General features: G+C 39.8%; 14 protein-coding genes and 1 tRNA gene. 11 read left to right on the top strand and 4 right to left on the bottom strand.

The genetic code is table 11. The features are described 5' to 3' along the window. Window positions 1-55 precede the first annotated feature (55 nt). From ACXAH9_RS05350 to ACXAH9_RS05335, 4 genes are read right to left on the bottom strand one after another with little or no spacing between them, the layout of a single operon-like run. On the bottom strand, window positions 56-775 hold the full coding sequence (locus ACXAH9_RS05350) for a tyrosine-protein phosphatase (protein ID WP_474893831.1): 720 nt from the start codon (window positions 773-775) through the stop codon (window positions 56-58). Continuing rightward, window positions 775-3,150 (bottom strand): GumC family protein, encoded by a 2,376-nt coding sequence (locus tag ACXAH9_RS05345; protein ID WP_474893830.1) that lies wholly within the window; start codon window positions 3,148-3,150, stop codon window positions 775-777. Before ACXAH9_RS05345 ends, ACXAH9_RS05350 begins: the two co-directional genes overlap by 1 nt. Then, entirely contained in the window at window positions 3,150-3,902 is a 753-nt protein-coding gene (locus tag ACXAH9_RS05340) for a polysaccharide biosynthesis/export family protein (protein WP_474893829.1), read from the bottom strand. The genes ACXAH9_RS05345 and ACXAH9_RS05340 overlap by 1 nt, the downstream gene beginning before the upstream one ends. 39 nt (window positions 3,903-3,941) lie before the next feature. Next, window positions 3,942-5,051 (bottom strand): glycosyltransferase family 4 protein, encoded by a 1,110-nt coding sequence (locus tag ACXAH9_RS05335; protein WP_474893828.1) that lies wholly within the window; start codon window positions 5,049-5,051, stop codon window positions 3,942-3,944. 65 nt (window positions 5,052-5,116) lie between these two features. Between ACXAH9_RS05335 and hflX the strand changes: the two genes are divergently transcribed. From hflX to ACXAH9_RS05280, 11 genes are all read left to right on the top strand, one after another. Continuing rightward, entirely contained in the window at window positions 5,117-6,241 is a 1,125-nt protein-coding gene (hflX, locus tag ACXAH9_RS05330) for a GTPase HflX (protein WP_474893827.1), read from the top strand. A 499-nt stretch (window positions 6,242-6,740) separates the two neighbouring features. Then, window positions 6,741-6,812 (top strand) — tRNA-Arg (locus tag ACXAH9_RS05325). Between the two features lie 260 nt (window positions 6,813-7,072). Then, window positions 7,073-7,993, top strand: coding sequence for a DUF4382 domain-containing protein (locus ACXAH9_RS05320; RefSeq protein ID WP_474893826.1), 921 nt, complete (start codon window positions 7,073-7,075; stop codon window positions 7,991-7,993). A gap of 57 nt (window positions 7,994-8,050) precedes the next feature. Beyond that, on the top strand, window positions 8,051-10,453 hold the full coding sequence (locus ACXAH9_RS05315; RefSeq protein WP_474893825.1) for an ATP-binding protein: 2,403 nt from the start codon (window positions 8,051-8,053) through the stop codon (window positions 10,451-10,453). After that, window positions 10,454-11,812, top strand: a complete 1,359-nt coding sequence (locus tag ACXAH9_RS05310) for a sigma-54-dependent transcriptional regulator (protein WP_474893824.1) — start codon at window positions 10,454-10,456, stop codon at window positions 11,810-11,812. It begins immediately after the preceding gene. A gap of 125 nt (window positions 11,813-11,937) precedes the next feature. Further along, entirely contained in the window at window positions 11,938-12,441 is a 504-nt protein-coding gene (locus tag ACXAH9_RS05305; RefSeq protein WP_474893823.1) for a hypothetical protein, read from the top strand. Between the two features lie 10 nt (window positions 12,442-12,451). Then, window positions 12,452-12,613, top strand: a complete 162-nt coding sequence (locus tag ACXAH9_RS05300; protein WP_474893822.1) for a hypothetical protein — start codon at window positions 12,452-12,454, stop codon at window positions 12,611-12,613. 13 nt (window positions 12,614-12,626) lie between these two features. Beyond that, the gene (locus ACXAH9_RS05295; protein ID WP_474893821.1) at window positions 12,627-13,532 is read left to right on the top strand and encodes a Cbp1 family collagen-binding glycoprotein adhesin; all 906 of its coding nucleotides are present in this window, start codon (window positions 12,627-12,629) and stop codon (window positions 13,530-13,532) included. A 142-nt stretch (window positions 13,533-13,674) separates the two neighbouring features. After that, entirely contained in the window at window positions 13,675-14,220 is a 546-nt protein-coding gene (locus tag ACXAH9_RS05290; protein WP_474893820.1) for a porin family protein, read from the top strand. Between the two features lie 112 nt (window positions 14,221-14,332). After that, entirely contained in the window at window positions 14,333-14,665 is a 333-nt protein-coding gene (locus ACXAH9_RS05285; RefSeq protein ID WP_474893819.1) for a PadR family transcriptional regulator, read from the top strand. After that, a partial coding sequence (locus ACXAH9_RS05280; RefSeq protein WP_474893818.1) for an ABC transporter permease occupies window positions 14,652-16,293 on the top strand: 1,642 nt, incomplete at its 3' end. The genes ACXAH9_RS05285 and ACXAH9_RS05280, both read left to right, overlap by 14 nt.

The raw sequence follows: 16,293 nt of genomic DNA, 5'->3' as shown, positions 1-16,293 counted from the left end.
AAACGAAAATGTATTTAAAACCTGTGAGTTAAGGGCTAAAAAGTTTTCCACACCCTCATAAAAGCTGGCTATTTTTTAGCTGACTTGATTTGATTAATCGCTGTATTTCCTTTGACTTCAGGCCTTTAGACAGGTATGGAAGATGAGTCTCTCGATGCAAATCCGATCCAAGAAAATCAACCATTCCCTCGTTAAAAAGCTGCTTGCTTATCTTCAAAGGTTTATCTCCATAATACCCACCCATAGAACCCAAAGTCACCTGAAACAGAATGCCCATTCCTTTTAGTTCCTTAAGCCACTCAATATTTCCTTCCAGAAATTGATATCGCTCCGGATGAGCTAGTACCGGTTTGTATCCTTTACTCTGCAAATCAAACATTGCTGACTCAAAAATAGCTGGCTTGTTGATGAAAGAAGACTCTACAAGCACGTATTTATCACCAAAAAAGAGAATCTCATCATCTTCTTTGATCTTGGCGTGAAAAGCCTCATCAACATAATATTCGGCCGCAGCTTCCAATTCAATTGAAATTTCTGCTGATATTATTTCTTTCTGAAGCCTGCTCAAACCAGACATGATATCTTCGGCCGTATTGGGATAACGAGGGTGGATGTGTGGCGTGGTTATAATTTTCTTAAAACCAATATTTATCAGGCTTCTAATCATACTCAGGCTCTGTTCTATGGATTGCGAGCCATCATCGATACCAGGTATCAAATGTGAATGAATGTCTACATCTAGTGATAGATTGCTTTTCTTACCGAAAAGGCCCATTAGAATAGGTTTTTAATACTGCTAGCTACCTTTTTTCTTTTAGAGCTTTCATCTGCATAGTACCCATAACCATAACCATAACCATACCCATAACCCGGCGTAGAATCAATGGCGTTTAGAATAGTGGTCATATTTGGAAATTGACCTGTAGCTTTCAGATCATTCAGTACTTTGATAAACGCTCGCTTCGAGTAATCAGCTCTAACAATGTAGACCTGAATGTCACACGCTTTCATCACTAGCCTTCCATCAGTAACGAGTCCAACCGGAGGAGTATCCAGAATGACAACATCGAAGGTCTTGCTAAGCTCTTCAAGCATCTTGGTAAAGTCATTTTGAAGCAAAAGTTCAGAAGGATTTGGCGGTGTTGGTCCTGCTGAAATAAATGACAAGCCTTCAATATTGGATTCTTGAATACTATCCTTAATACTACTCTTCCCTGAAAGTATTGTACTAACTCCGTTTTGTGTAGTTGTTACCCCAAAAGCAAGATGAACTTTTGGCTTTCTCATATCAATATCAACCACACAAACCTTTTGGCCTGTCATGGCCATTATAGCTCCCATATTGGCGGCAACAAATGTTTTTCCTTCACCTGAGATTGTTGAGGTCACGCTGATAGTTTTCGAACCTGGTTTTGGGAGAATAAAGTCCATATTGGTTCGAATGGTACGCAGAGCCTCACTTAGTGAGCTCTTTGAGTCTTTGGTTACAACCAAAGAAGTATGATCAAGCGATTCTTTCTTGTATTGTGGTATGGCTCCTAAAACAGGAACTTTAACCAATCTTTCCAACTCTCGGACGCCAGACACCTTGTTATGAGCCAGGTACCTAATCAATAGGTACACCACGCTGATGATCATCCCAATCATAAAGCCTGCTCCAATGATCAATGCCTTTTGGGGCTTTATTGGGGCTTGTGGAAGAGAGGCGGGAGATAATATTACATTTTTTGTGACTGTTCCGGCTCTTGTAATCTCTAGCTCCATTTTAGAGGTTTGTAAAGACAGCATAAATTCTTCCTGAAGTTCATAAAACCTTCTATTCTTTCCATACTCCGTCCCCATAGATGGCATTTGTGATAGGTTGTTCTCAAGAATATTTCTCCTTCTATCGATCTGAGCCATGCGATCTTCAAGAGTTTGATCATAGGATTCCAATAAGTCTCCGAGCAAGTCCTTGGATTTCTCCAGCTTTACGTCGATCTGTTCGATTATGTAAGAGGTCTCATTGTAAGATGCAAGCTTTAACTCCCGTTCTTGCTGCAAGTCAGAATATTCAGTTATTGCATCTGCTAGTGATCGTGGTAATTGCTCCAATAAAAGAGGGTTAACCGCGATCGCTCCTTTTACATTAACCTGTTTTTGAATCACAGACAGATCGTTGATGCTTCTTCTGAGGGTGAATCTTTGTGAATCTAAAAGGGCGAGTTGCACGATGGTGCGACTCAGGTCCTCATCCAGATTCGTTGTTCGGTTTTCTATGGTAAACTCCTCAAAATAATCCTCATATTCCGAGAGTTTGGTCTCCGTGCTCTTTATCTGCTCATTCAAAAAATTAATTTTCTGCTCAATAGCTGCATTTTTTACTTCTTTGGTGTAATCCAGATAAAGTGAATCAATTAAATCTACTAAATCACGTGCCTTATATTTATTGTGATCAGAATATGAAATCTTAATGGTTTTGGCATTGAAATTTTCCGGTATAATCTCAATACTTTGCTGTAGAGTATTGACAAGTGCATCCCTGCTTGAGATGACAAAAAAGTATTTATTTTTATCTTCAGGTTTAAAATTTTCTGTTCTCTGAATAAGCAGGTTAAAGTCTTTTGTTTTTATCTCCTCATTAAAATTGAATATCTTTTTTACCTCCTCACCTTGATGCAGATACGACAAACTAAATGAGTCTTCTGCACCAAACTCAATATCAAAAGGACGATTATAAAAGCTTGAATTATGAATCTTATATGAAACAATGAAAGGCGAGTTTCGGTACCGCTCATCTGTAAGGTATCTTCCGTACACATGATAGGAAACGTCCATCTTAGCGGCATCTGCAACTCTTGAGAGGAACAACTTGGACTTGATTAATTCAATTTCACCGGAGATTTCATTACGCTCTTGGGTATTTACAACCTCTACTAAACCTAAAACATTTGCCTCACTTTCAAAATCCAGTTTTATGATCGACTCGGAATTGTATACTGGCTTAGTATATCTGACATACACATAAGCCAGGGAGGTAGTTAAAAGAACAAAACCAATCAACCAGAATTTGCTACTTTTTAGCACATACCAAAATCGTTCGACATCAAAGGATTCAAAAAAATCCTTTTCTGTGTCCGATGGGTTTTGCGGTAGTGAATTGTTTTCCATTACAGATTCTGAACGACAACTATTAGAGTTAAGACACTGGAAACAAGGCTAAGGGCTGGAGAAACATCTCTCAATGTTTGCAACCATGGTCTTCGCCACGGCTCTATGTATATGACGTCTCCGGGAGCTACATTCATATTTGATTCTCTCATACCACTGATTGTGGCCAGATTTATGCGATATACATCTCGCCCTCTGATAAGCTTGATATTTTGAGATTTAGCACCCATCTCTAAGCCCTCAGCTGATGCTAGCACCTCTATAATACTTGTATTTTCATTAGGAATTGGCACTACTCTGCCACCGGGTGCTCCAAGCACAAACACCCTTCTGTTTGTAATTCTCAATTTGACAAACGACCCTTTATAGACACTATCGAAACGCTCCGCAATTGCACGTTCCGCCTCAAACAGTGTCATTCCCTCCAGATTCATATCCCCAATCATCGGGAATGTTACAGTACCATCTGCCTGAATAATGTATTGAAACCGATCTCTGAATTGAGCTTGCTGCTGACCCGGATTTGTCATTAGCTCCTGATTCGGATCAATAAGTCGCTCCCCATCATTCGTGAAAACATCCAACAAAAGTGCATCATTGGGTTTCAATGCATAGTTACCTTCGATTTCCTCGGTGACAGTCGAAAGATCTTCCTCAGTAAAGTCATCATCGAGCCTGAACATGATGTCCTGCTTGTAAGCTTTGCAGCTAGTTAAAACAGCTATTAAAACAATTAATACTAAACGGTTCACAGATAAGTGTTTATATATCGTAAAAATAGAAGAAATAATCTATGATGGCCTGATGATTCGACGTATTGTACGATCATACATGTCAATCACAATGTTTTCATCGAAGGTCTCCTCTACCAACTTACGTGAGTTGGTTGCCAATTGGGTTTTTTCTTCAAAATCGAGTGCCAAAAAGAGCTTAATTTTATCAACTATGCTCTTTGCATTTCTTACTTCAAATAAAAATCCGTTATAACCATCTTTTACCACCTCCCTACACCCCGGAACATTGGACGCCAGAAGCGGTCTACCCATTGCCGCACCTTCAAGTAATGTTCGTGGTGTACCTTCTCTATAAGAGGGTAGAACAATTGCATCAGAATCGGCAATCAACTTTTCAACTTCATCAGAGTGAGGCAGATAATCAATGATACCTTCAGACACCCATTCATCGAGCTCATCTTTTGAAACAGATCTTGAGTGATTTTCATCAAACTTCCCAACCAATGTAAATCTCACATTATTATCATCTTTGAAACAGGCTGCTGCTTCAGTATACTCCCGAACGCCTTTTTCGATGATGACACGAGAAATCATCAAGAATTGGACATTATCTTTTTTAGGTAGAGTAGTCGGCTTAAAATGAGTCAGATCAATCCCTGAACCCGGCAATACTCCAGTCCGATCATCTGACAGATGAACGTGAGTTATGAACAGCTTCTTATCATCTTCATTCTGAAAGAAGATATGACTAGCAGATTTGAATGCGATTTTATACAATCGTAAAGCTATTGCTCCAATTAACCCTTTAACCAAAAAAACCGTACCCAATCCACTCACGTTGCAGATGACTGGCACGGACGTGAATTTGCCAACGAGTGACGTATATATGTTAGCTTTGATAGTGTAGGACAAAGCCACATCCGGTTTTTCTTTTTTGAAGATTGAATGAATTTTCATCAGGTAGCCTAAATCCTTAACCGGATTTGCACCTGTGCCCTGAAGAGGCGTATCAATCCATTTTACTCCCCACTCCTGTATGCTTTCAGCATACTCATCTTCGGGAGCCAATACAATCACTTCATCCCCTCTCAAAAGAAAGTGATGAACGAGTCCTTTCCGAAAATTGTAGATATTCCAACAAGTATTGGCAACAAAAGCGACCTTCACAGTGTAAACTCTTTGGCTAGCAAACTTTTGTAAGCTAGGGTTATTTAGCAAACTTTGCGTAAAATATGATAGAAACTGCAAAAAAGAATGAGCGAGGCGTACTCGTAGCAGTCGGCGAAAAGTCTGAAGCCGACGAGCGTATGCAGGAGATGATGGATGAGCTTGAGTTTCTCTCCCAAACACTGCAAATAGACATTTTAGGAAAGTTCACTCAGAAACTGGAACATCCTGATCCCCGGACATTCGTAGGCAAGGGAAAACTGGAAGAGATCAAGACCATGTGTAAAATGGACAAGATCGACGTGGTGGTTTTTGATGACGACCTCTCTCCTTCCCAGCTCCGTAACCTTGAAAAAGAACTAAAGGTTAAGATTTATGATCGCAGTTTACTCATACTTGATATTTTCTTAAAGCGAGCCAAAACCGCTCAGGCAAAGACTCAAGTTGAACTTGCAAGATTTCAGTACTTGCTTCCAAGATTAACACGAATGTGGACTCACCTGGAACGTCAAAGAGGTGGAACAGGCACACGGGGTGGAGCCGGGGAAAAAGAGATTGAAACGGATAGAAGGATCATTCGGGATCAAATCAACGTACTGAAGAAGAAACTCGAAAAAATTGAGAAGCAATCTACCACGCAAAGAAAATCCAGAAGCGGCATTGCCCGGGTGGCTTTAGTCGGTTATACAAACGCTGGGAAGTCCACTTTGATGAAGCTACTGAGTAAGGAAAAGGTTTATGCAAAGGATGAGCTTTTCGCGACGGTCGATTCAACAGTACGTAAAGTGGTTTTAAATAACATTCCTTTCCTGCTTTCAGACACGGTTGGTTTTATAAGAAAGCTACCTCATTCTTTGATCGAATCCTTTAAATCCACGCTAGCTGAGGTGATGGAAGCTGATATTTTACTCCACGTGATTGATGCCTCAAACCCGTCTCACGAGGATCATATTAGAGTGGTAGATGAAACCCTGGCTGAAATTGGAGCAGGAGATATTACCACAATTAAAGTCTTTAATAAAATTGATAAGGTAGAGGAAGCTGTTGCTAAAAATGGAAATGGCTTGTCTATACAAATCAGTGCAAAATCAAAAGAAGGCATTCCTGAACTGAGGGATTTGATCTTTTCCGAAGTTAAGAAAGTGCATATGAGAATCTATCCCAATTATATGCAGCAGGAGGTTTACTAACCCTCCATTATGACAAAATGACCTTAATATACCCTCTGAACAAGTTAAACCTTAGATTGGAAAGAATTTTGAACGGGTTTCTGATCAAAAGGAGGTATTATGGGAAAGCTTGCTTTAGGATTAACATTAATCACATTAGTTATTACCATCTTCTTTTTAACACTGATGAACGCTATTGGAATAATTGAAGGGAAAGATTTGCGTAAATTGAAAAAGGTGATAATACCATCTAATGAAAAAAGGCTGAGAAAAAGGGGTGGGAACATAACCCCTTTCTAGCCAACCACTCCTATAACCTTAGTTTTATATTTTTGCTTTTTATTTAATCGGCCTCTTTAGTTCAAGGGAAAGAATAGGCGTTTCCTAAACGCTTGATCCAGGGCGGTTCGCCGCTGCGATCGAGTCCTAGAGAGTATTATTACTTATCTATTTAATTTTATACGTGTATTTATGGCCCTGTAGTTCAATGGATACCCGCCTGCCTTAGTATGGCAATATTGGCCTCTTAGTTCAATGGATAGAATAGGAGTTTCCTAAACTCTAGATCTAGGTTCGATTCCTAGAGAGGCCACTGGGGCGGGCAGGGAATAAAAGTTTACTAAACCTTTATTCCGCCGGGTCGCCGGTTCGAGTTCTGGAGAGGTTATTTTTCTATTTGAACCCCGATAATTTTCTCAATTCAATACCCATATTCTCATTTTGAGAAAATATGAACATGCTTCATCGTTGATTTTAGCCGTTTTAACCATGAAATCGGCAGTTTCGTCCTCTTGGCACAGCCTTGGCACATCCATATGGCGAAAATAAATGTTGAATTAAAAATTACTCGTAATGAATAAGCTAAGAATAACAAAACTTTTAGGAATTCTATTATTGACAGGTCTTTTCGCATGTAGCGATGGAGATTCAGAAGTAGATTCAAAAGGTAACGCTAGAGTATCTGCAACGGATGCCGCGGTAGATGCACAAAATGTAAATAGTGTTAACCTCTCAGTAAGTGAAGTTAAAGCCACTGCAAATGGAGAGTCCAGAACAGTTGCCAAATTCAGTTCGCCTAAGCAGTTTAACCTGATGGCATACCAAAATGGTGAAACCTATTTCTTAGGAGAAGGTGAACTAGAAGCAGGATCATATTCTGATTTGAGATTTATCCTATCGGGAGAATCTGATTCTTACGTAGAAATGAAAGATGGATCTAGAAGAGATTTAATCATTGATAATGCTACTACTACTGGTTATCAAATTAGTGGTGCATTTGAAGTAGCTGCTAATAGTACTACTAACCTTGTAGCTGACATTGACTTGAGAAAAGCAATTGTAACTGAGGCTCAAAGTTCTTCAGAGACTGCTTTCAAACTAAGATCGAATGGTCGAGTAGTAGTAGAGAACGCTACTGGTGAAATCAAAGGTAAAGTAGAAGGTGAAGCTAACTCTGGCGAACAGCTTGTAGTATATGCTTATCAAAAAGGAACCTTCTCTTCGTCTGAAGAAAGTGAACCTGCAGAAGGTAGAACCAGATATGAAGGTTCTGTAAACTCTGCCGTTGTAGCTGAAGATGGATCATACACGCTAGCGTTTATGGAAGAAGGTGACTATGAAGTTTATGTAGCATCATATTCCAACACGGACGATGATGAAGATCTTGAGTTCCAGGGAAGAGTTACAACAGACATTATGATCAATGGATCGCTTTTCAATACAATTAGTGTAGAATCTAATTCTACTATAACAGCGAACATTCTATTGAAATAATAATAAAAAAAAGGGGCATTGTGCCCCTTTTTTTTATTATCCTAAACTATTCCACTTTTGTCCAAAAAAACATCTTTGAAAAGAAGTCGATTCCCTTATATTCTGGGCACGTCACTTTTGGTGCTTACCATTGGTGCTTCGTTCCTGGGTTTTTTTGCTTACAAAAATCTCAATCAGATTATTGGTGCTTTAGAGAAGGAAGTTGAGCCCAATGTGAGCCTTCTTTTGCTTAATAACATAGACCTGGAGCTACAGGAAGTTGAGCATGCTATGGAACGCTATGTGTATACGAATGAAGATATTCATATGCAAAGCTTCCAAAAAGGCATTGCCAATGCAATTCGAATCGTGGATACCCTAAAGGAGCAAAACAACGATCCTAAAATACTTGCTTCCATGGATAAGCTAAAGGACTTAATACTAACCAAAGGAACCGTTTTATCTCAAGTAGCCGATCTGGACTATGAATCCATGGAAGAAACTTTTGCTAACCTGAAACTCCAATTAAACGACATTCAGACAAAAGAAATTCTTGAAGATACCCTACTAAGGAAAAAGCGAGGCTTTCTCCAAAGCCTTTTCGGACAGAGAAAGGAAATAATAACTTCTGACACAATAGATGTCTATAGCTCAGCGGAGTACAAAAACATCATCAACAGTCAATTAGACTCGATTGCGAATCAATCCCAACGAAGGACTTACAATCAAAAACTAAAGGAATTCACACTGCAAAAGGATCATCAGGAAATACAGGCCCAGATATCCACTTTGCTAAACGATATGGAAAATTGGGAATTGGATCGAATAAGGAGTCATGCGGCCAATGCACGTGAAATAGCCAGCTATACAAATAAGTATGTCACTCGCTTTAGTGTTGTTGTTCCTGTTCTTCTATTGATCACCTTTTCAGTGCTGGTCATTTATATCCTCCGAACAAAAAAACATCAGGACGCGCTAAACGCTTCTCGAAACAACGCGCTTAAATTGGCGAGGGAAAAGGAGCAGTTTCTAGCTAATATGAGCCATGAAATACGCACTCCAATGAACGCTATTGGAGGATTTGCCAAACTGCTTCTTAAAAGTGATCTAACAAAAGAACAAGAAGAACAGCTTCAAATCATTAATAAATCCACCGAGCACCTTACTCACATCCTCAATGATGTGCTTGATTTCTCAAAGCTTCAAAGTGGAAGAATCAAGCTGGAAAAAAAAGCATTTAGTCCAGCCGATTTAGTAAACGATACCATTAAACTTTTAGAAGATAAGGCTGAAGAAAAGGGCTTGAGGCTGGAATATGAAACAGAAAACCTCCCTGATGTTGTGATCGGGGATCCTTATCGTCTAAGGCAGATTCTTCTGAACCTCATTTACAACGGTATCAAGTTTACCGATAAAGGAGGGGTATATGTGACCGCTAAAAAAGAAAAAGAATCAAAAAAAGGGGTACAGCTTTCTTTCGAAATTATGGACACTGGCATAGGTATTCCACAAAATCGAAAAAAACACATCTTTAACGAATTTGAGCAGGTAAACCGTGAGGATAAACGCAAAGGCACTGGACTTGGACTTTCAATTACTAAAAAGCTTGTAACCATACATCGTGGTAAAATCAAAGTTGATAGTACCGTAGGCAGAGGAAGTACGTTCACCGTTTCACTTCCCTACATGCTGGCTGATAGCGAAATGGAAAGCACTGTTGTACAAAAGAGCGACACGCAACTGCAAAACATGCACATTCTTATTGCCGACGATGAGGAGTTTAACAGAAAACTTCTGGAAGCCATCCTAAAAGAGCACAACATCACCTATGACATTGCTGAAGATGGTAAACAAGCCTATGATCTTCTGAGAAAAGTCCAATATGATGTTGTTTTGATGGATTTTCGCATGCCTGAAATGGATGGTCCTGTGGTGGCTGAAAAAGTCAGGAAGGAAAACAAAAAGAATGCGGAAACACCGATCATTGGTCTGACAGCCACCGTCTCAGATAGTGACATGAAGCAAGCCCTCAGTGCGGGCATTAATCGCGTGCTAAGAAAACCGTTTGACACTGACGAACTCCTTGCTCTAATGAAGGAAAACCAACCATCCGATACTAAATTTGAAAAAATGGCATCAGAAAATACAGTTTTCAGTCTGGACGGACTCTCAAATATGGGAGATGAGGTCTTCGTAAAAGATATGATAGAAACCTTCATCTCCAGCACCAAAGAAAACTTACGGGTCCTTGACAAAAGTGTAGACGAGGAAGATTGGGAAAATGCTGCAGAGGTACTACACAAGATCATTGCACCTGCAAGGCACCTTAAAGCAGAGCAGGTTGTAAACCTCCTGAAAAAGCATGAGCTGCGAGCCAGAGATGGTCATCCAATTCCTCAGGAAGAATTTGAAAGCATTAAAACATCTACCAAAGAGCTTGTTGAAGCGCTTCAGTTACATTTACAGAAAACCAAAAAATAAATGAGCAATCAGCCTTTCAAAATTTTTGTTGTTGAAGATGATGATTGGTACAGGAAGCTGCTTGTTCATACACTCGAGCTAAATCCTGACCATTCAGTGAAGCCTTTTGCAGATGGTGAATCCATGCTTAATGCACTTAAGGAAAAGCCGCAGCTGGTTACACTCGATTTTCGACTGCCAGACCACACCGGATCAGAGCTTTTCGATAAAATCAAAGCTTATAACCCGGACATTGAAGTGATCATCATTTCTGAGCAACAAGATATTGAGACCGCAATCGATCTACTGAAAAAAGGTGCCTATGACTACCTCACAAAAACGGATGACATCAGGGATCGATTAATCCATGTTCTAAATAAGCTGGACAAGAATAAAAAACTCGAAGCGCGTGTAGAATCGCTACAGGAAGAGGTTGAAAAAAAATATGAATTTTCAACCAACATGATTGGTCAGAGTGCTGGAATAAAGCGTGTTTTCAAGCTCATTGAAAAGGCCATTAAGACCAATATTACCGTCATGATTACCGGTGAAACGGGTACTGGAAAAGAAGTGGTGGCGAAATCCATCCACTATAATGGAAAGCAAAAAACAAAACCTTTCGTGCCAGTAAATATGAGTGCTATTCCGAAAGACCTGGTAGAAAGTGAGCTTTTCGGTCACGAAAAAGGTTCATTCACAGGAGCAACCGGAAAGCACATCGGAAAATTTGAGCAGGCACAGGGAGGCACGCTCTTCCTTGATGAGATCGGTGAAATGGACATTTCACTCCAGGCAAAACTTTTACGTGCACTTCAGGAAAAAGAAATTACTCGCGTGGGCGGGTCCTCACCAATCAAAGTGGACTGTCGGGTGATTGTGGCAACACACAGAAATCTTCAACAAGAAGTGAAAAATGGAAACTTCAGAGAAGACCTCTATTATCGCCTCTTCGGACTGCCAATAGAACTTCCTCCGCTCAGAGAGCGTGACAAAGACGTCATTATTTTGGCTAAACACTTCGCCGAAGGTTTTGCACACGAAAATGATCAGGAACTCAAATCTTTCAGTAAAGAGGCCCTTCAAAAGTTGATGAATTATCCTTTCCCGGGAAACATCAGAGAATTGAAGTCTATCGTAGAGTTAGCTATGGTGATGGCCGATGGAAACGAGATCCTTCCGGATGACATCACTTTCGCACAAAAAGATGTACTCACTGATATTTTGACAGAAGAAATGAGCATGCGTGAATATCAAATGCGAATCATCCATTCTTACCTCAAGAAGTATAACGATGACATCAAGATGGTAGCAGATAAGCTGGATATTGGTCAATCCACCATTTACAGGCTCTTAAAAGAAGAAAAAGAATCCTCTCAGTAAGATACATTTTCTCAAATCGAGAAAAAACTCACACATCAATAATTCATAACTATCTGATTTATAGTTAATTACATTTAAGGCATATCAATTGAATACTTATAGTCAAACAAAATTGAGAAATGACTATGAGATTCATAAGACTTATACCAATTCTGATTCTTTGTGTTCTACTTACAACACCCGTTGTAGCGCAACAACTCAAAACTGGAACCTCATACAAAACGGCAGTGGGAGTAAGAGGACTTGGGACCTCAGGATTGACAATTAAACATTTTACGGGAGCTAATAAGGCACTGGAAGGTATTGTTGGTTTTTACCCCAATGCTTTTACAGCCACTTTATTAGTTGAGCGGTATGCTCCGGCATTTTCTGAGCCGGGATTAAACTGGTACTACGGGATTGGTGGTCATATTGCCACCCAATCAGATGTAGTTAATAACGAAGGACTGTACCGAAGAGAAACTTCGGAGTTAGGATTCGGAATAGACGGAATCTTCGGAATTGAATATAAGATTCAGGAAGTGCCCATTGCCATGAGTCTGGACTTTAAGCCATTTTTTGAAGTGGCAACTGATGGTGATGCCTTCATCGCACTTGATCCCGGACTAGGGATTAAGGTAACCTTTTAATCAAATCATTATGGAACTAGTAGCACTTGCATATATCCTCCTCGGAATCACCGTGTGTAGCATCGCTCACATTAGCACCTATGGTGATGAATATCAGGAAAAGGTGCCGGTCATATTCCGATTCGAACGACTTAAGAGGTGGATAAAATCAATTTTAAACCTAAAAATTTAAACCATAGATCGTTATGAAAACACAAAACAAAAACATACTTGCCGTGATGATTGGACTAATCATCACAGTGGGCCTTGCAGCGGTATTTATTACCATGCAAGAGGAGAAAGAAGAATTGACCGTACAGTCGATACAATTGGAAGAGGAGCTACAAAAGCGTGACTCTGCTTACAATGAAATAATCGACATCATGTTCGGTGTGGAAAGCAAAATTGAAAAGATAAAGAAACGAGAAAATTTACTATCTGATGTCAGTAGCAGCAATGATTTCACCACTGCTGACAAAAAGCAGATGGTGGAAGATATGAGCATGATTGATAGCCTAATCGTTCAAACCAATGAAACAGTAGCTCGATTAGTAGCTAAGCTTGACAATGCAAATATCAATCTAAGTTCATTCAAAAACCGCGTGAATCAGCTTTCTAGAGAACTTGAAGATAGGAAGCAATCGATTGCCACGCTAAGAGAAGAGCTGAAGGAGAAAGACGTAGAGATAGCTGAAATGACTGCAGATATCAAGTCATTGGAGTATAGAGTAGAGACACAGGAGCAAACATTGGATACACAAATGGCTAAAATCAACATGCAGCAAGAAAAGCTAAACAAGGCTTTCTTCGCAATTGGTACAGAAAAGTCACTAGTAAAGGATGGCCTTGTCTCTAAAGAAGGTGGTTTTCTATGGTTTGGTAAAACCAATGAGTTGGATCCGGATGCTTCCAAGGATAAATTCAGCGAGATAGACATCAGAACCACCAACAGGCTAATCGTCGATGCTGAAAAAGTAGACTTGATTACGGAACATCCTTCTGAATCTTATGAGATAGTAAAAGAAGGTGACGTAGTAAAGTATATAGACATCAAGAACCCGGACAAGTTCTGGGAAATTTCAAAATACCTGGTTGTAGCTGTCAAAAGCTAGGATCAGTTATGGGTTGTGGTGACTCTAGGGTCCGCATCCTGCGGGCCCTTATTTAAAAATTTTTCTCAAATCTTAATTATATAATACTGTGAAAACTCGAAGCATATTACTGAGCATATTTTTTCTTACAGTCGGCCTATTGATGGCACAACGTAGTGGTATAAAAGGTGGAGCAAACTTCTCCAACCTTTATGTTGATGATGTGAGTGATGAAAACATGAAAATCGGTCTGAATCTGGGTATATGGCATCAAGCAGCAAACGGTGCATTTCAGGCCGAGCTAAACTATTCCAACAAAGGCGCGGAAATCGTTTATGATGGAGCATTGGGTAGTGGAAAGTACAGATACAACCTTAATTATATTGAGATGCCGCTCCTTTTTGTTGGGCATGTAGGAGACTTCAATCTTCATGTTGGCCCATATGCCGCTTTGCTTGTTGGAGCGAATATCAAAGATGTAGACTCTGATGGAGATGTGAATGGTGTTGCACAACTAGACAGAGATGATTTCCATGCCTTCGACTATGGTCTCTCCGGTGGAGTAGCCATTGATTTTGATGCTAGTCAAATCGGTCTTAGATATAACTATGGATTGAGAGAAATAGGTAAATCAGGATCATTCGCAGGTGAGGCTGCTGATAATGCCAAAAACTCAGTATTGCAACTATACGTAGCACTGGACTTTTAAAAATCATTTTAATTCACATCATAGAGCCTACCCATATTTGGGTGGGCTTCTATTTTTTATATATGTTATACGATTAGGAAACTAATTTAATCTCACTTCGTATTAAGTCTTCATGAAACATACGCAGCTGGGAGAATTTGAAGAGCTAGTCCTACTCGTGGTGGGGTCACTTCATCAAAATGCTTATAGTATTTCCATCAAAAATGAATTGAAGGAAAAAACGAATCGAAAACCCAGCATAGGGGCATTGCATTCTGCACTAAACCGATTAGAAAAGAAAGGATTCATACAATCTCACGAAGGAGGTGCTACTGCAGAAAGAGGCGGAAGAAGAAAGCGATTTTATGAAATCACTGCCTATGGCAGAAAAGCACTTGATCAGTCTTACGAGCTAAGATCCTCTTTGTATCACACATTACCACAGGTCAATTATGTCGGGGACTGATCACATAAAAACCACCAATCCACCAAAGTGGGCAGATCGGTTTCTCTGCTGGTTTTGCCACGAGGATCATCTGGATATTTTACGTGGTGATGTGTATGAACTGTATGAAGAGCGACTAGAAAATATGAAGAAATGGAAGGCAGATTTTTTCTTCATCCTCGACATTTTGGGCTTGTGTCGCCCATTTGCTTTCAAAAAAAGAAGTCAAAACTCAACTCAAATTGCCATGTTTAAAAACTATCTCAAAATCACCTACAGGACATTCATCAAGCAAAAAGTGTACTCATTCCTCAATGTAAGTGGCCTGGCTATCGGCCTTGCATGTTGCATGCTGATATGCTTCTACATTTATGATGAGCTTAGCTATGACACCTTCCATTCAAAATCTCATCGTACTTATCGTGTATTAGAAAAATTTGAAAGTGAAGGAGTAGGTGAACACTCTGCCAGCCTACCATTCCCTACCGGTCCTGCACTGAAGCTTGATTTTGGTAGACAGGTAGAGCAGGCAGTCCGATTTTTTAATTTTCAATCTCCTTCTCTTGCACTGGCTAATAAAGCCGCAGATAAAGGCTTCAATGAACCAAACATATTTTTTGCAGACTCTGCCTTTTTTGAAGTTTTTGATTTTGAACTAATCACCGGAGATAAAGAAACAGCTCTGAACGAACCAAATTCTATCCTGATTACACGCTCGATGTTAAAAAAATACTTTGAGGATGAGGATCCAATGGGCAAAATTTTAGAGTTTCAGGGAAGTCAAAACCTCCAGGTAACAGGCGTACTTGAAGACACTCCCACAAATGCCCATTTTAAATTTGATTTCATCGTTTCCTTTTCAAGCCTCAAGAGTTCATTTGGAGGTGGTTACCCAACTACATGGTATTGGAACCCTTGCTGGACTTACATTGTACTAGAGGAAAACACGAACAAACAAGATCTCCTGACTCAGTTTCCGGATTTCGTCCAGAAATACTTTCCTGACTTTGTGAAAGATGATATCACACTTGAGCTTCAACCACTGGAAGATATTCACCTTCACAGCAAACTGGACTATGAAATCACTGCAAATAGCGATATCAAAAACGTATATATTTTCGGATTGGTAGCGATTATCGTACTGATCATCGCTTCTATTAATTTCATCAACCTCAGTACAGCCAGAGCTAATAAAAGAGCTAAGGAAGTGGGAGTCAGAAAATCACTAGGAAGTGCGAAATCCCAGCTAATTAACCAATTCATTTTTGAGTCCGTGTTACTGACGTTTGTCTCACTTTTTGTTGCAATCGCCATTGTGGCATTGGTACTACCTGGTTTTAACCAGTTGACAGAAAAGACCGTTTCGCTGGCTATTTTACTGGAGCCTATTTTCTTGTTTGGTTTAATAGCAGCCGGACTAATTATTGGCTTACTATCCGGGTTTTATCCCGCATTTGTCCTTTCTTCTTTCAAGACCGTATCTGTCCTTAAAAATAATCACTTGAAAACCAGTGGGCTAAACTTCAGAAGGTTACTCGTTACCTCACAGTTTGCCATCTCTATCATGCTAATTATCGGTACGCTGATTGTCCTAAGTCAACTGAACTTCCTGCAGAACAAGGATGCCGGTTTTGATGATGAAAATATTG

Source organism: Ekhidna sp. ABH4_415 (assembly GCF_056161305.1).
Note: the sequence above shows the minus strand (reverse complement) of the source record. Positions and strands in the feature narration are given on the sequence as shown.